Source organism: Pseudomonas sp. FBCC-B1565 (assembly GCF_059133265.1).
This window is the reverse complement of sequence record NZ_CP101438.1, coordinates 3,243,847-3,266,267: the sequence shown is the minus strand read 5'-3', so window position 1 is coordinate 3,266,267 and position 22,421 is coordinate 3,243,847. Positions and strand designations below refer to the sequence as shown.

The 22,421-nt window shown below is 53.5% G+C and carries 21 protein-coding genes; 8 read left to right on the top strand and 13 right to left on the bottom strand.

What is annotated here, in order from left to right:
• Window positions 1-64: 64 nt before the first annotated feature.
• Complete coding sequence (locus NL123_RS15415; RefSeq protein WP_494358204.1) at window positions 65-1,183, bottom strand: 3-ketosteroid-9-alpha-monooxygenase, oxygenase component; 1,119 nt, start codon at window positions 1,181-1,183, stop codon at window positions 65-67.
• A 225-nt stretch (window positions 1,184-1,408) separates the two neighbouring features.
• Here NL123_RS15415 and NL123_RS15410 point away from each other — a divergent pair, with 225 nt between their 5' ends.
• Entirely contained in the window at window positions 1,409-2,209 is an 801-nt protein-coding gene (locus NL123_RS15410; protein WP_494358203.1) for an SDR family NAD(P)-dependent oxidoreductase, read from the top strand.
• A gap of 27 nt (window positions 2,210-2,236) precedes the next feature.
• The gene (gene lipP1, locus NL123_RS15405) at window positions 2,237-3,181 is read left to right on the top strand and encodes a LipP1 family hormone-sensitive lipase (protein WP_494358202.1); all 945 of its coding nucleotides are present in this window, start codon (window positions 2,237-2,239) and stop codon (window positions 3,179-3,181) included.
• A gap of 56 nt (window positions 3,182-3,237) precedes the next feature.
• Here lipP1 and NL123_RS15400 read toward each other — a convergent pair whose 3' ends face one another.
• The 5 genes from NL123_RS15400 to NL123_RS15380 all read right to left on the bottom strand — a co-directional run bounded on the left by NL123_RS15400 (window position 3,238) and on the right by NL123_RS15380 (window position 7,544).
• Window positions 3,238-4,455: an MFS transporter gene (locus tag NL123_RS15400; RefSeq protein WP_494358201.1), complete on the bottom strand. Its 1,218-nt coding sequence runs from the start codon at window positions 4,453-4,455 to the stop codon at window positions 3,238-3,240.
• Between the two features lie 58 nt (window positions 4,456-4,513).
• Window positions 4,514-4,936 carry a MaoC/PaaZ C-terminal domain-containing protein gene (locus NL123_RS15395; protein WP_494358200.1) on the bottom strand — a complete coding sequence of 141 codons (423 nt, stop codon included), beginning with the start codon at window positions 4,934-4,936 and terminating at the stop codon, window positions 4,514-4,516.
• Window positions 4,933-5,364, bottom strand: a complete 432-nt coding sequence (locus NL123_RS15390) for an FAS1-like dehydratase domain-containing protein (protein WP_175531771.1) — start codon at window positions 5,362-5,364, stop codon at window positions 4,933-4,935. Before NL123_RS15390 ends, NL123_RS15395 begins: the two co-directional genes overlap by 4 nt.
• Window positions 5,365-5,462: 98 nt before the next feature.
• Window positions 5,463-6,665, bottom strand: coding sequence for an acetyl-CoA C-acyltransferase (locus tag NL123_RS15385; RefSeq protein ID WP_092243348.1), 1,203 nt, complete (start codon window positions 6,663-6,665; stop codon window positions 5,463-5,465).
• A gap of 99 nt (window positions 6,666-6,764) precedes the next feature.
• Entirely contained in the window at window positions 6,765-7,544 is a 780-nt protein-coding gene (locus tag NL123_RS15380) for an SDR family oxidoreductase (protein ID WP_494358199.1), read from the bottom strand.
• Between the two features lie 286 nt (window positions 7,545-7,830).
• On the opposite strand from NL123_RS15380, the gene NL123_RS15375 reads away from it, so the two are divergent.
• The gene (locus tag NL123_RS15375; RefSeq protein WP_256575703.1) at window positions 7,831-8,013 is read left to right on the top strand and encodes a hypothetical protein; all 183 of its coding nucleotides are present in this window, start codon (window positions 7,831-7,833) and stop codon (window positions 8,011-8,013) included.
• Window positions 7,980-8,369: an alpha/beta hydrolase gene (locus NL123_RS15370; RefSeq protein WP_092250757.1), complete on the top strand. Its 390-nt coding sequence runs from the start codon at window positions 7,980-7,982 to the stop codon at window positions 8,367-8,369. The genes NL123_RS15375 and NL123_RS15370 overlap by 34 nt, the downstream gene beginning before the upstream one ends.
• A gap of 963 nt (window positions 8,370-9,332) precedes the next feature.
• On the opposite strand, the gene NL123_RS15365 is transcribed toward NL123_RS15370, so the two are convergent.
• From NL123_RS15365 to NL123_RS15340, 6 genes are all read right to left on the bottom strand, one after another.
• Window positions 9,333-10,658, bottom strand: a complete 1,326-nt coding sequence (locus NL123_RS15365) for an alginate export family protein (protein WP_092250760.1) — start codon at window positions 10,656-10,658, stop codon at window positions 9,333-9,335.
• Between the two features lie 601 nt (window positions 10,659-11,259).
• A complete protein-coding gene (locus tag NL123_RS15360; RefSeq protein ID WP_092250763.1) occupies window positions 11,260-11,736 on the bottom strand; it encodes an aromatic-ring-hydroxylating dioxygenase subunit beta in 477 nt (158 codons plus the stop codon).
• Entirely contained in the window at window positions 11,737-13,020 is a 1,284-nt protein-coding gene (locus tag NL123_RS15355; protein WP_092250766.1) for an aromatic ring-hydroxylating oxygenase subunit alpha, read from the bottom strand.
• Window positions 13,021-13,185: 165 nt separating this feature from the next.
• A complete protein-coding gene (locus NL123_RS15350) occupies window positions 13,186-14,610 on the bottom strand; it encodes an APC family permease (protein ID WP_494358198.1) in 1,425 nt (474 codons plus the stop codon).
• A gap of 586 nt (window positions 14,611-15,196) precedes the next feature.
• Window positions 15,197-16,297 (bottom strand): amidase, encoded by a 1,101-nt coding sequence (locus tag NL123_RS15345; RefSeq protein ID WP_092250772.1) that lies wholly within the window; start codon window positions 16,295-16,297, stop codon window positions 15,197-15,199.
• The gene (locus NL123_RS15340) at window positions 16,294-16,800 is read right to left on the bottom strand and encodes a nuclear transport factor 2 family protein (RefSeq protein ID WP_065935483.1); all 507 of its coding nucleotides are present in this window, start codon (window positions 16,798-16,800) and stop codon (window positions 16,294-16,296) included. Before NL123_RS15340 ends, NL123_RS15345 begins: the two co-directional genes overlap by 4 nt.
• Before the next feature lie 483 nt (window positions 16,801-17,283).
• On the opposite strand from NL123_RS15340, the gene NL123_RS15335 reads away from it, so the two are divergent.
• The 4 genes from NL123_RS15335 (at window position 17,284) to NL123_RS15320 (ending at window position 21,541) form a co-directional block, all read left to right on the top strand.
• A complete protein-coding gene (locus NL123_RS15335; protein WP_003173918.1) occupies window positions 17,284-18,423 on the top strand; it encodes an ornithine cyclodeaminase family protein in 1,140 nt (379 codons plus the stop codon).
• Between the two features lie 53 nt (window positions 18,424-18,476).
• Complete coding sequence (locus tag NL123_RS15330) at window positions 18,477-18,917, top strand: Rid family hydrolase (protein ID WP_003232737.1); 441 nt, start codon at window positions 18,477-18,479, stop codon at window positions 18,915-18,917.
• A 71-nt stretch (window positions 18,918-18,988) separates the two neighbouring features.
• Window positions 18,989-20,293, top strand: coding sequence for an NAD(P)/FAD-dependent oxidoreductase (locus NL123_RS15325; RefSeq protein ID WP_092250775.1), 1,305 nt, complete (start codon window positions 18,989-18,991; stop codon window positions 20,291-20,293).
• Window positions 20,294-20,542: 249 nt separating this feature from the next.
• Window positions 20,543-21,541, top strand: coding sequence for a LysR family transcriptional regulator (locus NL123_RS15320; RefSeq protein WP_256575699.1), 999 nt, complete (start codon window positions 20,543-20,545; stop codon window positions 21,539-21,541).
• Here NL123_RS15320 and NL123_RS15315 read toward each other — a convergent pair.
• On the bottom strand, window positions 21,525-22,157 hold the full coding sequence (locus tag NL123_RS15315; protein WP_494358197.1) for a TetR/AcrR family transcriptional regulator: 633 nt from the start codon (window positions 22,155-22,157) through the stop codon (window positions 21,525-21,527). The two genes, NL123_RS15320 and NL123_RS15315, sit on opposite strands and share 17 nt — an antisense overlap.
• Window positions 22,158-22,421 lie beyond the last annotated feature (264 nt).

Below are 22,421 nucleotides of genomic sequence, written 5' to 3'. Positions count from 1 at the left end.
GATGTAAAAAAGGGCGAACCAGGATCAACCCAGCCCGCCCTTCACATGCCTTGCCTCTGTCAAATCATGCCGTGCGATCGGCCTGTAGTGGAGTGGAATATTGATCCGCGCAATCGTCTTGCTCAAACACATGATGCATCGCAGGCGATGCCACCTTGGTCACGGTTTCGAAGATTTTGCGCTCACCCACATCCGCCGGCAGATCCGCAACGTCGGTATAGAACTGCGAGTACCACTTGCGTAACTGATAGATCGGGCCGTCGTTTTCACAGAGCATCGGATTGTCGATTCGCACCTTGTTATCCCAGATCACCTGGTCCTGGGCGAAGGCATCAAATACCGCCTTCGAGTACGCTTCGGCCAACGCCTCGTTCTCGGCGTCGGACATCCCTGGCACGCGCTTGACGATCACTCCAAAACGCTGGTGAAAGCTGTTGAGATCCCTCGGAACATGCGAGTTCAGCAGGATTGACTCGATGGTCATACCGCCTTGTTCTGCGATCATATGGGTGATGTGGTAAGCCGGTCCAAAATAGGTGTTATAGGTACTCAGCCCTCCCTCCGTCAGCGTTTCACTTCCACCAATGGTGATTTGGCTGGCCTTGTGCCCTTCGAAGATGTTGGCAAAATAATCATTGGGGGCATGATGGACCGCATCGAAGTGACCTTCGTCCGCCAAGTTGTCGACCAGCTCACGGCAATTGGTATTGAACAGCCAATACTTGACGCTCCAATCGGTCCATTCATCGGAGAAGCACGCATCAATGCGCGGAATTTCGACTTCTGGCGGCGGCGGGTTGCCCTCCGGGTCGTTGTAGACGAACAACAATAGATTCTGCTCACGCGTTGGCCAGGTTTTGGTCTTGGCTCTTGGAGGAATCCGCTTGCAGTAAGGAATGCTGTTGCATTTGCCATCCGCCCCCCAACTCCAGTGATGGAAAGGACACACGACAGAGTTGCCTTGCACTTCGCCCATACTCAGATCGGCGCCCATGTGAATGCAATACGCATCGAGTATGTGCACATTGCCATCTTCACCTTGGAAGGCCACCAGCTTGGTGCCAAACACATCAAGCTTATGCGGCTTGCCGTCTTTGTAATCCTGCGCCAGCCCTAAGCAATGCCAGCCACGGGCGTAACGCTCCGGGATCGCTTGTGTCTCGATCTTGTGTCCCAGTGCCATTTTTATCTCCTCAAAACGTAGCGCACGAGGCGCCAAATCCAGCCGGACCACATAAAGCGCGCGCGTCAGGCACGCATCGCGCTCAGGTTGTGCCCACGTTAGGCGCCACCTCGGATCAGCACATACCCCATTTGGACGAGTTGCCGGTTAGTCCGTGCGGACGATGCTATGAAGACCTCTCATACGCTAGAACGGTATCTATTTCGGAGTTGGAGCACGATCCCCATGCGCATCTGCAGAAACTCGGTCGCTGTCGTGACCGGCGCGGCCAGCGGCATCGGCAAAGGCCTGGCACTTGCACTGGCCAAGCGCGGCTGCAAGCTGGTGCTGGCGGATATCAACGTGACGGGGCTGGACCAGGTCCGCGCCGAGGTGTGCGCGCTGGGCGTCACGGCCATGTCTGTCGAAACGGATGTCGCAGAGTCTGCTGCCGTGGAGAACCTGGCCATCAAGGCATTCGAACGGTTCGGCCGCGTCGACCTGCTGATCAATAACGCTGGCGTGTTGAGCAGCGGTGCCAGCTGGGAACTCGACTTACAAGAATGGAAGCGTGTACTGGATATCAATCTATGGAGCGTGATTCATGCCATCCATGCCTTTATCCCACGCTTGCTCAAACAAACCGGTGGCGCCCATGTCGTGAACATCGCCTCTCTGGCCGGACTTACCAGCGGTGCCTGGGTGGCGCCCTATACCGTGTCCAAGCATGGAGTGATCGCGCTGAGCGAATGCCTGGCTGCGGAGATGGCGACTACAAACCATCCCATCACCATCTCGGTGGTCTGCCCTGCTGCCATCAACACAAGTATTGCCCAAAGCCTGAGCGATAAAGACTCTGCCCACAGCGGGGAGCTGAATGCACATTTACGTGACTTGATCAGCCATGCCATGTCTCCCGACGTTCTGGCTGAAAAAGTGCTCGCCGGGATCGAAGCGCAACAGTTCTGGATTTTTCCACAACAGGAAGTTCGTACAGCGGCCGCGCGCCGACTGCAGCGCATCCTGGCGAGCACTCACCGCGATTGATCAACTCCACAAAACAGGAATAGCCCCATGCCACTTCACCCACAAGCCAAGGCAGCCCTCAAGTTATTGGCCTTGATGCCACCAATGGACTACAGCATGGACGGCGCCCAGGTCCGTGCTGCCTTGGCCCAAATGCCAGCAGGCACATCGCCCTTCAGTCCCGGCGATGAGGTGCGACGTATTGAAGACCTCAGCATTGAAAGTCCCGGCGGTCGGCTGGGCCTGCGCCTGTATTACCCCGACGCAAACGGTCCGCTACCCATTACGCTTTATCTGCACGGTGGCGGTTTCGTCTTCGGCTCGCCTCAGATGCACGACAACATCTGCCGTTGTCTGGCCAATCGGGCAGCAAGCCTGCTTGTGTCGGTCGACTATCGCCTGGCGCCAGAAGCGAAATTTCCCGCTGCCCTGAATGATGGCCTAGCCGCGCTGAACTGGATCATCACGAACGCCGCCTCACTCGGCGGCGACCCAAGCCGCATCGCCATCGCCGGTGACAGTGCTGGAGGAAATCTGGCCGCTGTGATCGCCAACATCGACGCACAAAATGCCGCGCCGACACTCTGCCATCAACTGCTACTGTATCCAGTAGCCGACTGCCGCTTCGACAGCCCCTCCTACCGGACACGTGGCGAGGATTACTTTCTTACCACCGAAATGATGCAGTGGTACTGGAAACAATACCTGCCTGATCAATTGGCGGCGAACGACCCCCACGCCTCTCCGTTACGAGCCACACTGTCAGCCGCAGCAGCGCCAGCCACCGTGATCACCGCCGAATATGACCCCTTGTGCGACGAGGGTGAGGCATATGCCAAAGCGCTGAGGGCGGCCGGCGTCATTACTCGCCTTCACCGGTGGGAGGGGCAAATCCATGGTTTCGCCAGCATGCTCGGGGTTATTGATGCGGCCGACGAGGCCTTGAGCGTGGCGGCGACTGCCTTGCAGCTTGCCTTCAAGAAAGCACAATAAAAAATGCCCCAGCCTGGATATCGTGCGGGGGCATTTGAGGTTCGCTCACTCAGCGCTCAAAGTTCGCTATTGGAAGGCACCGGCACCGAGCTGTCCGCGCGCTTACGTTTGAGCAGCCAAAGCATGATAGCCAGCCCCATGAAGATCAGACCGACACCGAAAAATGCACCATGAATACCGTAAAACGTCCGCAGAGGGCCAACCGCCAATGGGTTAAGGAATTGCCCGAGGAACACCGCACTCAAGAGCAATCCTACAGCCCGTGCCCGAACCGGTTCCGGCGCACGGGACAAAATCATCGATACCGTAATCGGCTCCACCAGGCCAGCCCCGATCCCGGTAATCACACAACCCAGAGTCAATCCCAGGACGCCGTGAGCGGTGGCCATGACCAGGCTGCCGCCCCCCAGAGCAAGCGCAGTGAGTACCAACACCGCTTTTGGCTCTAAACGACGGCGTAAGTAACCGAAGCTGCCGGCGGCAATCGCAGCCACCAGCGAATAGGCTGATAACACGAGACCTCGAGTCGTCGCGCTTTCTACTCCATCAGCCTCAAGTAGGAATGGCCCCTGAATACCCGGCATGAATAGGCCAATGGTCAAAATAATAGTAAGCAAATAAAGCGGCCAAAGGCTGCCCATCGGAAACTTGACTTCGCTGACAATACGCTCCACGGCACTATGCCTGGCCACTGCAAACCAACCCAGAAGCACCACGGGCAAACCTAACAGATAGAGTATGAAAGGCCCTCGCCATCCCAATAAGTCCACCAGGTGCCCACCGGCGATCATCGCAACAATGGCCATCAGCGCCGCGCCCGCTCCGGCAAAACCGAGTACCCGCTCACGAAGGTGTCCCTGGAAATCCCCCGCCAATGCAAATGAAATGGTTAGCAGCCCACCGCCAGCTACACCCAACACTAATCGAGAGCCGATCAGCAACCAGGGATCGCTTAACAACATCACACAAGCACCCGAAAGGGTGAATAGAAACAGACAACTGAGCAGTACCAATCGACGCCCAATACGCTCAGCGAGATAGCCCATGAGAGGAGCGGCGAGAATGACCATGACGGCAGGGATCGTCATCACCAGCTGTGCAAAGAGTGCCCCGTCACCTTCGGCGGCGAATTGCACCGCCATGGCCGGTAGCGCGGGAGCCGCCGCCATAGGGATCAATGCAACCAGCGCAGGGCCGGCCACAACCACACACGCTTTGGCGTTTTCGTTGCGGCCGATAGCGGCCGCCGTACTGCCATCGTTCATCATGGTCATCCTCTGCTTATTCTTATTTGAGAATCGGACACTACATTTGCAGGCGAAAAATTACCACTCAAGGCCACTCCAGCCTTACCGCGCCACTGGCATGCACGCTTTCATTCCCATAAGCGTGCATCTCAATTTCAACCCACCGCATTGGCGTAGCCCCTGAATCGCTGACAGTACCCTCAATGCGTAACGTGTTTCCCGCATAACACGGAGCACCTAGCCGAATGCTCATCCTGCTAAGACGCGCCTCGGTTCCCGCCCATTGACTGACGAAGCGCTCGACATAGGCAGCGCTTGAAAAGATGTTCAAGAAAAGCGCTGGATGCCCCAACTTCCGGGCCACATCGAGATCATGATGAATCGGATGAAAATCACGGGTAGCGATGGCACTGGTAACAATGCTGCTGGTTGACACCTCTGCCCGCAATGATGGCAAAGATTGACCAACACAAATATCTTCAAAGCACACAGGCGAAGCACTGGTCATGATGCCTCCTTCGGCCTGTAGCACAACTGGCGGAAGTGAAGGACAGCAACCTTTTCATTGTCCTCAGTAAACACATCCTGGCGCACAGTAAAAAAGTATCCGTCACCCAACCCTGTCGTTTTACGATCACTCACCAACACAAGGGTGCTCACGCTATAAAGCCGTTCACCTACGCGAAGGTATCGCACAAACTCCTGGTCGACATTGACGCCGACCAGGCCGGTATAACCTCCCTCAGTGAACAGCCGGATAATTTCCGTCGCATCCACTTGCGCCGAACCTTCCGGCCGCCAACCAGAAGGGCCTGGCTGAAGCCAGACTTGCAACATGCTCGGAGGGGCCAACAACGTTCCGTCGCTGCGCTCTCCCGCGCCTACCCGATAGCGTGAGTCATTGACACCGTGCGCCTCGCACCAGTGTCGAATCATGCTTGGATTCACGGGATCACACGCCAATACCCGAGCATAAGGTTGATCGAGGCGCGCTTGAATCCTTGATAACCAATCACCGGTTAGGGCGCTCACACTCATAACACCTCGAAAAGCCCAGCGGCGCCCATGCCACCGCCGATACACATGGCCACAACGACATATTTAACGCCGCGACGCCGGCCTTCGAGCAAGGCATGGTTGACCATCCGCGTGCCACTCATTCCAAAAGGGTGCCCAATGGCAATAGCTCCGCCGTTTACGTTAAGCCGGTCCTGGGGAATACCCAACTGATCGCGGCTGTAAATCACCTGACAGGCAAATGCCTCGTTGATCTCCCACAGGCCAATATCCTTGACCGCCAACCCATGCTGCTTGAGCAATTTGGGAATTGCATAGACCGGACCGATGCCCATCTCTTCGGGTTTACAGCCCGCCACCGCAAGACCGAGGTAAGCCCCCAGCGGTTGTAAGTTACGGCGTTTTGCTTCAGAAGCGCTCATCAGCAAACTGGCGGCGGCTCCGTCGGACAGTTGCGAGGCGTTGCCCGCAGTTATGTGCTGTCCTTCAGCAATCCAATTGCCCCCCTTCCAAACCGGTTTCAGGTTCGCCAGGCTCTCGAGTGTTGTCTCTGCCCGATTACATTCATCCTGGGTCAGGGTGACCAGTTCATGGCCAAGGCTGCTGCCTTCTTTGTCGAACAGTTGTTTGGCCGTGGTGATGGGGACAATTTCGTCGCTGAATAGCCCATCACGTTGAGCCGCTGCGACACGCTGTTGGCTTTGAAGCGAGTACTCATCTTGCAAGGCGCGCGGGATCTCATATTTCTTCGCGACGATTTCAGCGGTTTCAATCATCTGGATATAGGCGCTCGGCGCGACCTCCAGCACAGCTTTGGATTGGGACCGATAAGTGTTCTTGTGTTTGTTCTGGGTCAGCGAAATGGACTCCAGACCACCGGCCACCGCAATGTTCAGTTCGCCACATATGATGCCTTTGGCGACAGTTGCGATGCTCATTAATCCCGAAGCACACATCCGATCCACCGCCATGCCAGGCACCGTGTCAGGCAGGCCGCCCGTGTAACCGCACAGCCGCCCCAGATTGTAGCCCTGAGTTCCCTGCTGAGCTGCCGCGCCAATGACCACATCATCGACCTCGGACGATTCGATACCTGCCCGTTCAACCACTGCACGCACGACATGGCCACCGAGTACTGGCGCTTCAGTGTCATTGAACGCCCCGCGAAAGGCCTTGCCCATTGCCGTGCGAGCTACGGATACGATGACCGCCTGTGTCATTTGTCATTTCCTATTCTGAAAAGTAGAACCTGGTCCAGATGCTGGCCGAGAGAACCGGCAGGCTCATCGTCCATCGGGACTAGGACGAAGGATGCTGTCTCATTCATTGTTCACACTGGCAGCATCGAGAAAGGCAGGACGCTCGCCCCCGCCATGAACCAGCAGGTCGACCCCACTGATGTAGGCCGCCTGTGAAGAAGCCATGAACAAGCAGGCTTCACCGATATCGGAAGGTTGTGCCATACGTCCAAGTGGCACGGTGGCGGACACCGCAGCGATGCCGTCATCATCGCCGTAATGCAAATGCGACTGCTCGGTTTGCACCAGCCCGGGGCTGACACAGACCACCCGGACCCTGGGCGCCCACTCCACCGCCAAGGATTTGGTCAAACTGAGCACGCCCGCCTTGGCCGCCGCATAGGTCGCACTACCCGGCCTGGCCGAGTAAGCGCCCACGCTGCCGATGAACAAAATGACGCCTCCCGTATCCTGATCCTGCATAAGGGCATTGGCCTTTAATGCAGTCAGCAACGGTGCGGTCAAATTCAGGCTGATCAACGACTCGTGGAAACGCGCTGAGCCGCTGGCCGCAAGAGCATATGGAGTGCCACCGGCATTTTTGACCAACACATCGAGCCGGCCATAATGCTCTTGAATGTGAGAAAACAGTCGGTCCAGGTCGGTGCCCTCACGCACATCGGCAGGAAAGAACTCCGCCGATCGCCCTTCTGCGCCAGGCAACGTCTGCGGAGCGTTACGTCCACACACCACCACCGTGGCGCCGGCCTTCAGGAAGCACTCTGCTATACCGTATCCGATTCCTTTGGTACCACCTGTAACCAACACCACTTTATTGGTGAAATCTCGTTCAACAGTCATACCCGACGCTCTCTCTGAAATTGGCCGTTGGATCTGATCCTAAAGGTCAAACAGATAGGCGTCTTAGTCTGAAGAGACGATAGAGAGCGTTTAATAGTTGATCGCTCGTATCCGTCCGGCCAACACACCTTCCTGACGCAACCGCCGAAGGCCATGGTGTCCCCCTAATTTGAACTGCCCCCCAAAGGTTGGACACCCGCGGGCACGGTAGCTCATTGGTAAGTGCCGGCCCCATAGCATCGAGAAAAACGGCAGGGACGTATTGACCCTGCTGGATGCGCTCGACGTGCAGCCAGCCAGCTTCTGTGGTTTATCCATGGGAGGCCTGATTGGTCAGTGGTTGTTGCTCAATGCGCCTCAGCGCCTGGACAAAGTGGTGCTCTGTAAGACTGCAATGAAGATCGCGAGCCGGAAGTCTGGAACCCGCGTATTGAAATGGTCCTGCGTGATGGCAAGGCTGGGATGCTGAGTCTGCGTCAGGCGACCGTCACTCGCTGGTTCAGCCCAAAGTTCGCGGCTTCACAACAAGGCGAAGTGGGACGCTTGCTCGACAGCCTTGTAAACACCTCTCCACAAGACTACGCCGCCAATTGCGCCGCCCTGCACGACGCCGACTTCACTCATCAACTTGCCGCAGTTCAGCTGCCTGTTATGGTTATATGCGCAGACCAAGATCCGGTTAACAACGTGGCTGACGGAGAATTGCTCGAACAGGCGATCACCGTCGCACAGCTTGTCACGCTGTGCGCAGCCCATCTTTCCAACGTAGAGGCTAGGCAATTCTTCAGCTCAGCACTTTTAGCCTTTCTGATGTCTCGCGCTTAGTGCAGTCGAGGGCTCGACAACAGCGTTCATGTTTGGGAACCACTGCGTCAGTGATTTGCCCGCTGCAAAGAACTGACAAATGGAATGATTACTACAGGGCTAGTTGCGCAGCACCATCAAGATGGCAATCGCTCAGCAAGCGCGACAGCGGGCTTCAACGCATGCAGTAACCACTATAGCCCCTACCGTTCAACGCCCAGTCGCCCTCATCCAACTCCTCGACGAGCAGCATAGGAGGCAGGTGCGGCAACAGGCTGGCCGCGCTGTTCGCGCGCGGAGTCGCCTTCGTCGTGTACGCCTAACCAAATGCAGTCACTCACGTCAATCCGCGAAACCGTTGAAACGCGAGCAGCGCGCCCCCAGATCTTCGTGACGTCTTCCTGTGACATGCGTGGGGCGACCGCCAAGGGCCTGCCAATGAGCTGAACAGATTGTTCGTGACTACTGATGTCAAAGTTCGGTTTAGCGAAAAGGACCTTGACCTCGGCGGACTGCGGCAATCAAACACCAGCGCTAGAGGCTCGCAAGCCTGAATAAACTTTTGAACACCAAGTCATCAAGGGCGACTGTCTAAAAAATAGTGCCCTCAAGAATGAGGGCACCTCCACCAAGGAGCAAAGTGAAAACTATTCCAGCCGCCACCCGGCTGAATGACTTAAAACGATTGACTGGTTCCGATCTCTGACTGCGTTTTACTCATGACCATCAGCTTTACGGCCTATTACGACAACTTGAAGGGGCAGGCGGTCGGGTTCTGTAAAAACCCGTTTTTGCTGAAGCCTCATATTCCCAGTTGGTTACTTATTTCATGCGTTTCTCTGGTCAAGCTATGGCGCCAAAGATGCCCAGAAATTTTTCCAAGCCGAACCCGGCGATCAAACCCATGGGCTATCGCGCTTATGGGCACATACCTTGTCTAAAGGGTCAGGGTCGAAAACGGTGACTGTAGTCACCCGCCAGAGATCAAAATGTGCTAGCAAACACTAACTGGGTGTAGACGTTGCTATCGTTGTTACCCAACTGCGTCCCCCCCTGCTCTGCGCTCTTGTCTGGCTGGTAGATGCCTAACAACGGCAAAACGGTCAAGTGCTGATTAACGCGCCATTCGGCATACAAGTCGATTTCATGCCCATCGGTGTTACGCACGTTACGATCGATGGTGTCGTAATTGAAGTACATGGCTCCAAGGGTCAGGCTTTCCAAAGGGGAGACCTTGAACGTGACGTTCTGGATACGAGCATTATTATTGAAGGGGCCGGCATAGTTACTTGCCACTTCACCTTGGAACCATGTGCCGTAGCCACGGCCCGTTCCATAAAACAAAGTGTCATAATCCTCTGAAAAGCGGCTGTAGCGATAGCTGGCGCTCGGCTTCCACGGAGCATCAGCAAAGGTCCACCCTGCTTCCAGATACCAAGCGTCCTCATTCGCCGCATTCGGTTTGTTTTGCCTGGCGTATTCACCCGACAAAAACAGGTTTTCCACGCCCGCATTACCCGCTGCGCGCACGCTGTAGGTCTTCATACCGTCACGTTCAAGCTGAAGAGGGGAAGCGTACTGTTCAGCGATTTTCGTGGTGTTGATGTACGTCAGGCCAACGGTACCCGCTGCAGCCACGTGTTCCAGCGTACCGACGTACATCTCGGTATTGGCCTGAGAGGGATTATCGGATTTAAGCCACATCAGATCGCCACGCCAACCCTCTTTACCGCCAATGCGCAATACGGCTGTCTTATCGAATGCTTTGCGGGCAGCCACGTAGAAAGCACCTCCACGATTGTACTGTCCGTCGCCGAGGCCGCGACCCGCACTGAAGGCGTCGCCCTGAATAAGGAAGCCGTCGCCCACTGCAATATTCTGTCGACCGAATGAAAAGTCGATGCCGTCTTTGCCAAGGACTTCAAACAGGTTGCCCGAACGCCATCCCAGATAAGCATCTTCAATCTTGGTGGTGCGTTCAGAACCATCAGTGTAGCCTGCAGCGTCCCCGTCCCCCCATGTGGCCGAACTGACGAGCGAGAAGGCACCATAGGCCGTCCCTGCGCCTCGCAACCCCTGATCGCCGCTCACGCCATACTTGATGTAGCCCTCTCTCCATGAGGACGATCCCTGTGTTAACCGGCCAGAGGCTGGATAACTTTCACGACTGTGGAAAACGCCAAAAACCGCATCCAGGTTAGCATTGAGACGGGTGTCATCTCGGGAAAAAAGCTCGTAAGCGCCCGCGGGAGTTGTTGCATTGAATAGTGCAGCGAGGGTAAAAAAGTGAAGCAGGGAATATCGACGCATGGTTGCATTTCCATTTTTTTATTGGATTAAGCGATGCATTAAATGGGCTATTCCTCACCTGCATTTAAATGTCGCCAGGATTCTGCAGTCGCTGGGGTAGTCAATGCGAACTACTGATTAATAGTTGCACAGTCTATTTTTTAAAAATCTGTTGCGTTTTTCTAAATTTTCACCTCCTCGCGATAGCTTGCTTGAATAACTCTCTACCAGTCCTAACATGAACATTATTATCTGCCCAGCAATTGCCTGAGTCTGAAGTGCTTTTTTATAGGGTATGTGCCAAGTATAAGAAGGGCTAAAACCTTAACTGTGCTGACTCAACAGAAAATACCCGCCTTTACAGAGACTGATATTTAAATCTATAACCGACGCCCTCAACAGACTTTGCGCCCATCAGCTCGATAAGAGAGAAAGGATCGCTTGTTATGCGTGAGCACTCCCCTTCTCAAGCACTACCTAACACAATGTTTTTAAGCCTTAACTGTTCAACCCCTACAAGGTGCCTTCCGATCAAAACGCTTGGCGAGTGTCAGAAGGCACCACTGTTATAGTCGGCGGAAACAGTGCGGACACTCCTCGTCTCCGGCACCCGAACTTTTAATTAAAGTATATAACCTATCCCAGCGAGCGCGTCGTCAGCGTTGATCAAACGAATCAACTTACGCTGAATCTTGAAAGTGTCACTGACGCGCTCAAGCTCGTAGACGATGTCCGCGCTGTAATGTTTGAGCGAGTCCTTACGGAACTCGCGCAAGTTTTGCGCGCAACGGACCGTCACTTTTCCATCGCTTTCGAACAGCACCCGAAAACGTGACAGGGTGCGCACAGTACGCGGCTGCGGGCTCGTGGAAATCGAATCACCTCCGGTCAAACGCTGGATTCGCAACTGACGCATGTGATGATCGTCATAGGCGTAGTTGAGGGTGTTTTCGAAGTCTTCTTCCTTGGGATTGATCGGGATAATGTAAGTACCCTTTTCGTTCCACAGGTTCAACCAAGTGTCGAATTCGCCATGGTCGAGCATGTCGCCTTCAGCCCAGATAAAAGCGGTGACTTGATTCAGTAATTGCAGGTTCATTTACTTAGTCTCTGCCGTCATCATCTTTTTCCACTGCTGGTAAGCAGCGCGCATGCCGGTCTCGGCGCTTACGTCGCTGACCAGCCCGTCTTCGGTCGGTTTCTCACCCGGCAGGCCACGGTTCAACATGATCCACAGGTCTTCGCCAGCACTTGCGCCTTTCTGCACACGCTCCCAGGCTTCGGAGTCGTCCGGAGTGCCAAAGCCCATCGGACCCTGGAAGTGCTCATGCAAACGCAGGCGGTAGCGGTTGGCTATAGCAGGGCCGCCGTCCATGGTGATTACCGAGTGATGAATTTCCGTCTCTGTCACCGATATCGGTTGCAGTGCGCGAAAAAACGCCATGGAACAGGCAACGTTGGGGAACAGGTTAAGATTGAAACCCGAGCCACCGACAGCACGAACAATACGGCGTACTTGCTGCTCTTCAATACCGTCGTCGCGCAATTGCGCAGCAAGCTCCTCGAAGCGCTCCGGAATCGGTTTGTCGAGATCGGCTTCAAGATCCACCAAGTCGGGGATCATCACCATTACGCTGTGCCCGTTACCAAGGTCTTCGACGTAACCCGGCCCTTCAACGAAGTCGAACAGTTTAAGGGTTTGCTCATCAACCGATGCCAGGAATGACTTGTGCACCAGCGGGAAGTGGTAGGCGTCTGTGGTATTTTCCAACTGGATTTTCCAGTTGCCCGGAAAGCGGAAACGGTGCTCACCTGGGACCTTGATCGGGTAACCGGCACCCTGTTTCATGAACAGGTCGATCCATTTCTTGGCAGGCCCGAGGAAGTCGACCAGTGGTTCGATGTCATCCTTGAGAGTGGCAAACAGCATGCCCGCATATTCTTCAACACGCAGGCTGACCAGAGGCAGCTCGCCCTTATCCAGGCAATCACCATAGCTTTCAGGGCTCGGCACACCACGCAGTGAACCATCCAGCGCGTAACTCCAGCCGTGATATGGGCAGACAAAGCTGTTGGTCTTGCCCTTCTTGTGTTCGCATACCGTAGCGCCGCGATGGCGGCAGCGGTTGAGGTGCACATGGACCTGTTTCTTGCGGTCGCGCACCACGATCACCGGCTGCTTGCCGATGTAGGTGCTTTTGTAGCTGCCCGCCTCCGGGATCTCGCTGACGTGCGCGACCCAGACCCAGGTACTGTAGAAAATCTTTTCCAGTTCCATGTCAAACAGCTTGGCGTCGGTGTACAACGAGGTGTGCACGCGGTCGTGCTTGATCAAGCTTGCGGGCTCCATATCAAGCCCCACTACGTTAATTAAATCGCTCACAATTAATTACCTTTATATCGCAATGTGACGAGAGTTATTTTGAAATAACCTTAAGCCCGCACCCACGCCTCATCAACCGCCGACCGCGAGAGGTTTATTGTTTTAAAGACAACAAGCGTCAGCCCACCTGGATCAAGCTTAACGGCGGTGTAGGCATGGCCTATATCATTTGATCCCGGACGAGTCAGCTTGCCTGAAGCGCCCCTTGATTATCCCGTAGAGAAACAAGACAACCAGAAGTAATGGAGTGCCATTGACCCAGGCAGATTCACTGCCCGTTAGCATGCCGTAATTATCGTAGATGAGATAAACGGCAGTACTAAGCCCAGCCAGTGCGATGAGTGGGCTGAGTAACGTTTTAAAATACCGTTTATCGTTGGCTTTTTTGAAGTGAACGACGACCCCCAATGTGACAAATGTCTGAAGCCCTATCAATCCAAGCGTCGACAATGCCACCGTTACGGGAAACAAAAATACAAAGGCGTCATAGCCCAGGGAGGAAGAGACGATAATGGTCAGCGCAACGAGCACGGTCACAAGCAGACTTGCATTGGCTGGAGATTTTTTCGTTTCATGAACATGTGAAAGAACATTCGGCAAGTGCCTATCTTTGGCCAAGACTTGAACATACCGCGTCGCAGCATTATGCAGTGACAACAAACAGCAAAAGTTGCTGGTGCACAGCATCAGGGAAACAATTGTCGCCATCGTGCTACCCAAACGAGTCGTGAACAAATTAATGACCAACCCGCCCTTCGCTATTGCTGCCTCGTCCTTGATGGTGTCAAACCCAACCTCACCGATGATCAGCCAGATAATGATCAAGTAGGCGACGCCTACCAAAACGACCGCCAAACGAGTGGCATGCGGAATGGTTTTTGCTGGCTTCCTGGCTTCCATCGCATAAAGCGCGGCGGACTCGACACCGAGGAATGACGCCAGCGCCACCATAAGTCCAACCCCCAGCCCCGGCAACATTATTGCGTCTACCGAGATGGCTTGAACTGGGAAGGCGTTAAGACCTTTATCCAAGAATATGGAAATACCCAGTAGAAAAAGCACAAAGAACTCTGCAAGCACCAAAGGCACCAGGATCTTTGCGGCAAAATCAATATTCGCCCGCCCCAGGTAACAGATCGCCCCCACGTATAACACGGTCCATGCTGCCCAGCCGATATCAATACCAAACCCTTGCATGGTCATATTCGTGTAATACCCGGACGCCACAGCAATCGCCGTAGTAATCGCCAGATAAGAGGCTAAGGCAACCCATGCCGCCCCCGCTCCTACACCCCGTCCAAAGATCACCGTGAGGTACTTGTAAAATGCGCCGGCCCCCGGGACCGCCCGGATTAATTCGCCATAGCCTATCGAGAAAAAAATCATCAGAATTCCCGCCAGCAGGAATGCTCCGGCAAGGCCAGCGCCATTACCGTGCTCAAAAGCAATGGGGGCCGCGGTGAGAACTGCCCCTAACGGTCCTGCGGCTGCAATCACCAATAACGCGATTTTATAAGCACTTAGATTACCTTCTAATTGCTGGCCGCCTGCAGGCACATCTGCAGATAGGGGCTCGGATAGCTCTGTCATCCCAATTCTCCACTCTAATTATTTTATGAATAACGGAAATAAATCGATGCAGCAGCATCCTTGCGGACCAACGCGAGCGCTCCTCAAGCGAAAGCGATACCTGCCCGCTGCCCCTGAAAACCGCAGCCTGGCTATTCTTTAGATCGCTCTTCACTCGTTGCCAAGTTCATCAAACTCTTATCTTGCCAAAGGCGGGTACTCAGAAACTCAAACCAATCACTTGTCTTCAATGACACGATTCATGACGTCTATTCAACGAGGCATCGATGTGAAGTGTATATTCCTGGCCTTGGCAACCGGATTGAATCTGGTTCAAGCGTATCCTTCTAATTTTCGGCGCGATGTAGATTGCGCATCAGATGTAGCCGGCTTCATATGGGGGTACGGCCTACCGGTATCCTTGCAGTACTTCGCCGCGAAAACGATGACATCGTAAGCGACATTCGTTGTACAGATTGCAACGCTGCAACCTTTTGGGTGACATCCCTGATCAGGCCCTTCGTCGCGCGAGAAGGAACTGAGTCACTTTTTGATTGCACCGCCTGACCAGCATGCTTGCTGCGCTCGATGACGAACGCTGATTTATTCAAAGGAACGCACCAGCAATAGCACACAGACGTGCATCCGCTCCCTTTGCTCCGATGAGTTGCAGGCTGGTTTTAATGGAGGAACCCGGATATGGAATTGGCACACTCAATGCCGGGTGCCCGCTCAAGTTGAACGGCCTGAGGAAGCGAGTCAGATCGATCACCGATTCACCCTTGCATACATCAACCAATAGCGGTGGCAGACGAGGCAAACTCGGAAGGACAAGTGTATCGAAGCGTTCCAGCAAATGGTCTACCTGTTCGCTGAATGCCATGCGCACCGCATGCGCAGCTTGTACGGCCACGGCATCGGTGTTGGCCGCACGCAGTAACCTCGCCTCAATATCGGCACCCAGTAAAGCCTGGCCGGTGTAATGACCATAAGCAGCCCACGTTTCAGCATTAATGACGGTCAATGCAGCTTCGAATGCCTGACCAAGAAGCGGCAGCGTGACGACTTCCCAGGCCCAGCCGCGACGATTCATCTCGTCCCGTATGGCTTGCTCAATCGCAGGATCGCAAGAGACATTGACCAAACCTACCCGAAACTTCCCGAGAGGCTTATGCGCCGAGAAAGTTGAGTCCATTGAAGTCATCGCAGCCACGAGCGTCTCGAGATCACGAGCCATGGGTCCTACAACATCAAGAGAACTGGAAGCCGGATACACACCGTGACGACTCAAACGACCGAACGATGGCTTGAGACCCAAGACCCCACAGCAGGCAGCCGGCATGCGCACAGAACCTCCTGTATCAGTACCCAATGCCACATCCACATTTCCCTGAGCAACGATGACCGCTGAGCCACTGGAAGAGCCACCAGGTATCCGATCCGGTGCCTGTGGATTAACTGGCGTTCCAGCCCACTCGTTGATACCGGTCACACCGAAAGCCAGCTCGTGCAGCACAGTCTTGCCAATGATTTGCCAACCATCGTCGAGAAGCGCCTTCACAACAGTTGCATGGTCTTGGGCTGACGGGGCGTGCTCGAAAGCACGACTCCCACACCGCGTTGGCCAACCTGCCACATCCAAAGAATCCTTGATGGCGACCGTCCGACCTGGCCCCCCGATGCAACCCTCAATGACCAGCGGGCTCACAGTGACGCCCCCTGGACATTCTCGAGACGAAAGGCATCAACGCGTTCAGTTGAAAAAGAGGAGATGCGCCAGGCGTCTGCCTCCCAGAGAAATTCCACGCTGAGGGCGGCGACAATTGATCCTGATTGGCCAGATTCGTAGCGACTGAGTTGCTGCATTACCCATCGGCCTTTGGCTTGAAAACCATCGACAGATATCTGCTCACCGGAAAGAAAGTGCATATTCGACAAAAAGTGTGGAGCCGGCGGCAGGTAACTCATGAGCATCGCCACTATCGCTTTGCGTCCGCCTACACGACCAAACTTAAGGGCATACCGAGATCCAACCCCCTGCCACACTGCGTCCTGGCAGAACAATTGGCCCAGCTCGCTTTCACGTGTTTCAGGCCCGGGAACGTCGCACAAAAACATATACCGATTCAGTAAATGGCGAACCGCAGATTCGGCCTCAAGTACCCGAATACGCTCTTCCAGCAGTGAAATGTCAGAAATGGGGGAAATCATGAAAAGGCTCCTGTCGAATCTGCAAAAACAAGACAAGGAAATTACTGACATAGAAATCGGACCACAATCACAGCAACCAGGGATCATGTTGCTTTTTAGGCAATGATGTTGATCGGTGCTTGACTGGAATTGCAGCTATAACCTGCTAGCGCAAGCGTTGTCATTACCACAACAAGTGTCGCCTCGAATGTCATCGAGTTCAAAAAAACGAACTGTAGGATAAGCGTGGTCTGTTACCTAGTTTAGCTTGAGCGCCAGAACTCATGCCGAATGCTCCAAGGCTGATTTGGAGCAGTTAAGCGCCGAAAACAGCGCATAACCGTCATGGCTCACCCGATTATTCGAAGGCCCTGCGATTTGGACCGTTCGATTCAGAATGACAACGGCGTTGAAGGTTAGAGCGCAACCGGTCAGATCACGTCCCCGCTGAGAAAGGTTCGTATCAGCGGCAAGAGCAGTATTTCAAAATGAGCATCAACGACTATGCACAACTTACCAAATATTGATTTCATTTACCTCTCCGAACCGGACATGATTCAGGCGGGCGTCACCAATATGGCAGCCTGCGTTGACACGATGGAAGAAATGTTTTCCCTGATGTACCACGGCGACTACCGGATGGCAGGTCCCAATAACAATTCCCACGGATCTGTGGTGGTATTTCCCGAAGACTCACCTTTTCCGGACATGCCCAAACCTACCCCCGATCGACGCTTCATGGCGATGCCTGCGTACCTTGGCGGTCAATTTCGAACAGCCGGGATGAAATGGTACGGATCCAACATCGCGAATAGAGAGAAGGGCCTTCCCCGCTCCATCCTTCTGTTCGTACTCAACGATGCCGATACGGGCGCTCCTCTGGCAATCATGTCAGCGAATCTTCTTTCTGCTTATCGAACAGGCGCTGTGCCTGGCGTAGGCGCCCGCCATCTGGCCAAAAAGAATTCGAAGGTGGTTGGCATTCTGGGTCCAGGCGTGATGGCGAAAACCTCACTTTCTGCATTCGTTGCCGAGTGTCCTGAGATTGACACAGTTAAAGTCAAGGGACGCGGCCAAAAAAATATCGATGCGTTTACATCGTGGGTTCGTGAGACTTTTCCGCAGATTGTCAACATTCATGTGGTTGACACCAACGAAGCTGTGGTGCGCGACTGTGACATCGTCACATTCTGCAATTCCGGAGCAATTGGTGATGCCTCTGCCTATCCTGTGGTGAAGCGTGAATGGGTAAGCCCTGGTACGTTCCTGTCCATGCCCGCCTTGACGAGTATCGATGAAGGCATGCAGTCACCCGACATCCGCAAGGTTCTGGACAATCCTTCTCTCTACCAGGCATGGCATGAAGAAAATCCCAAGCCAGTGCACAACATCGTGCCAGTAGTGGGCATCCAATTCCTGGATCTGATCGACGAAGGAAAAATGTCACCTGACCAGCTCGAGGATCTGGGCAAGATTGTTGTCGGTGAAGCACCCGGCCGTAAAAACGACGATGAAATCATCATCATGTCGGTCGGCGGTATGCCAGTAGAAGATGTTGCGTGGGGCACCGTGATTTATCGGAACGCATGCGAAAAAGGTATAGGCGTCAAACTTAATCTCTGGGAAACCCCAACGCTAAGTTGAGCCCGCACGGTGACCGCGCCTTCTGAGTCTTCATTGAATATCGGACACTCCACATGAAAGAAGTTATCGACGTTATTAAAGTTAAAACCGGATCCAAGTTTGAGGAGCTGGGTAGCTATTCGCGCCTGATCGCCGTCGGCGATCTGATTTTCGTATCCAATACCGCCGGCCGCAATCCCGCCACAAAGGAAATGCCCGAAGACCCGGCTGAGCAGACCCTTCAAGTCTTGGCCAATATAGAACATGCCCTTTCGGCCGTTGACGCTTCGCTTGGCGATATCGTCGCCGCGCGCGTGTTCATACCGTTTGCGAAGGACATAGATATCGTAATGGCGACCTACGCAGAAAAAATGCGAGGCATTAATCCAACGCTGACGCTGACCAGCCCTCCCCTGGGATCTGAGATATACAAAGTTGAAATTGAAGTCACCGCCTATCGCGGGGTCTCAAAGGCCAATGTCAAAGAAATCACGATTACTCATAACAACACGTGACACTTAGCAGCCTAAGGGCGTAGCGATTTAGTGCACTTTCGATAACGTATACAGTATCAAGGATAAGAAACTTGGCCCCCTCTATCTCTCCCGTTCAGACTTCTGTAGTTCTTCCTGCCGCCACGACAGTGGTGGTGATCGGAGGGGGCATCATCGGACTCACTGCGGCATTGTCGCTGGCAGAACGTGGCATACCCGTCACAGTACTTGAAAAGGGCAGAATTGCTGGCGAACAATCCTCGAGAAATCTGGGGTGGATCAGGAAAATGGGGCGGGCCAAACTGGACCTCCCTCTTTCAATCGCTGCAGAAAAACTATGGGGCACCATGGCGCAACGGCTCAATGCCGATGTTGGCTACAGACAGACCGGTATTTTATATACCGCCAGCTCAGCCTCAGAAATGGCTTTACATCAAGAATGGTTGAACTCAGTCGCTGATGCCTCGCTCGACTCACGCCTGGTCACGGCGAGAGAAATCGCTGATCTTTCTCCAGGGTGCACCGTCGATTGGGCCGGCGGAATTTATACAGCCTCTGATGGCCGAGCAGAGCCTACTCTTGCCAGCAGTGCCATCGCACGGGCGGCTATTGCAAAAGGCGTTATCATCGTGGAGAACTGCGCGGTGCGAACGCTATCCATGTCGGCAGGCAGAGTAAGCGGTGTTGTAACCGAGCGGGGGGAAGTGCGTTGCGATAACGTAATCCTTTCCGGCGGCATGTCATCGAGACGCTTCCTGGCTACCTTCGGTGTTCCCCTCTTGACGTTGCCGGTAGTCGCCTCAGTCCTTCGAACGGCTCCTCTGACGATAGAGGGAATGACTGAGGTAGCAGTAGGAACTCCAGATATCTCTTTTCGCAAACATCAGGACGGCGGATACATCATTACGAACCGGGGAGCTTTCATGGTGCCGATCGTACCTGACAGCTTGCTGATCGGGCATCACTACTTTTCCACACTGCGTTCCCAATGGAAAAACATGAATCTTTCCCTGGGACGAGAGTTCATGACAGAACTGGCCCTGTCGCGACGCAATTCTGATCAAGGTACCTCTGCTTTCGAGCAGAGACGGACAATAGACCCAAACGTCAATCACGGACTGAATCGGGCTGCATTACGCAATCTCACTGAAGCTTGGCCCGCTTTCAAAAAAGCCACCATAGAGCTCGAATGGGCTGGCATGATCGATGTAACACCGGACGGCCTCCCAGTGATATCCCCCGTGGATAAAATCCCGGGCTTGACGCTTGCTTCCGGATTCTCAGGACATGGTTTTGGCACCTCTCCAGCAGCCGGACAACTGGTCGCTGATCTCGTCACTGGCGACACACCCATAGTTAATCCCGCACCGTATCACCTCAAGCGTCAGCACAGCTGATCAAGCCAGGAAATCAGGGGTACCTCAGCAATCAAGAGTCCAATAGAACGTTAAACGTGGAACCTGGAACCTGGAACCTGGAACCGCAAATTCGGCGCATACAGAAACGCCTTCTTAGATCAAAAAGCTATAAAAACATTGTAGGTCACTGACCAAAAAAACTAGCCCGCAGTATTGCTTCCCGGCATTCACTAGCATAGATTCGTCAGCATAATAAAAAACTTATGATGCGAACCGTGCGAGGCACCCATGATGAATTCCCAAACTGAGCTTCAAGATCAACGCTTCAAGTATCTGTATTTGAGCTCCAGACTGGGAACCATGCGCGCGGCGGCCGAAGAGCTGGAGCTCGCCGTCTCCTCCATCAGTCGCCAGATTGCAAAACTGGAGTCCGATCTAGGTATTCAGCTCATACAAGAAGGTACTCACAGGATCTGCCTGACCGCCGCTGGTCAGGCTGCGGTTGATTATTATGTTGAGCGTATGGGTCATCACAATCAACTTTTGAAAAAACTCGGCCAACTCAAAGAAGGATATTTAACTAGAACCAGCATTGCGGTGGGCGAAGGACTACTTAGTACTCAGGCCATAGGTGAGCTTTATCAATTTTTTAAAGCTAACCGACAATCGCACACTGAGCTTTTGATTGCGCCCTCTCACGAAGTTGAGCGAATGGTCGCTGAAGACGAAGCAGACATAGGATTGGTGTTTTCCCCTACCAAGACCGCCAACATCAATAGGCTCCATTCTTTCGACCAACCCATGAGAGCTATTGTCCACCCCGACCATCCGCTGGCGGGCAGATCGATACTCAGTCTTCAAGACCTGGCTGGCGAAGATATTGTTCTCCCCCCGCCTGAGTACCGGATCAGAGGGATTATTGATCAGTTGCAAAGTGAAAGCAGCGCTCACTTCCAGCCTTACATTACTTCAAACTCACTGAAGATAATGTTGGACCTCACGCGCAATGGCATCGCTTCGACAATACTCAGTGACTTTCCCGTCATTGATGAGTTATGCAACGGCACATTAAAAGCTATTCCTATCGATTATCACGCCTTGAATGTAACACAAGTACAAATCATTTCGCGCCAATCCAGGAAGCTGTCCCCTCTTTCGCGTGATTTGGTGCATCACTTGGCAATGGCGATAAACGCACAGATTCGGCGCATTCGTGATTGCACCAGCAGAAATCCCAATAAGATTTTCTTGGTTCGGAAAAATGCCATAGCTACGGCAGTTGACTAGTCTCTTTTTTCTGAGCAATATTTTCCATGATTCTCCATATGATGGATTTAGCGTCTTGAACTATTCGCTCATAATTCTGCGCATCCGGCCAATCCACCATGTAAAGCACCATAATGCCATCGATGTGTAACAGCACTTGGGTTGCGACCCGTTTGATGGTCTCGCGCGATGCCTCAGGGTAAACCCTGGTAAGGATTGTCGAAAATTTTCGCCTATTGACTCTGTACAGTTTACGCTGAAAAAGGCGCGCCTCTACATCCCGGAGTGCCATCCCCCAGAGCTCGACGAAGATAGCTGTAACATCCAGTCGCATGAGATCGCTAAACAAATAATCCAACACAGCACACATCTGTTGCTCGGGACTGTTATAGGACTCCATCATTATGAGTTTATAATTTCTCAGATAGTCATTTACGGTATACCTGACCATCTCCAAAAATAGTTGATCTTTGGTCGGAAAAAAATATTGAAGATGACTCAGCGACATATCGACTTTTTTAGCCACGCTTCTCATACTGAATCCGGCATTTCCCGAATCGAGAAATACCATCCTTGCCTCGACCAAAATAGCCGTACGCCTCTCTTCAGTCTTTTGATTGTTTTTAGCAATCCTCATTGAGAATTTCCTTTTTCACCTAAAAAATTCCAAAAATTATACAACACTCTTAATTCGCCTTAAAGCCCATACTTGCTTGTATTACATACACGCCAGATATACCTGGCCGTTTAGATGCACTACTTTTTTACCCGATATCGTCATCGTCTCAGCTTAGTGCAGTCGTGGTCCACGGCCTAGGGCACGATCAGCAAAAACCAATCCGTCCTACACGCAAGTGAGACATTGGACGCACCACCTGGATGATTCGCCTTTGTTGCAGCA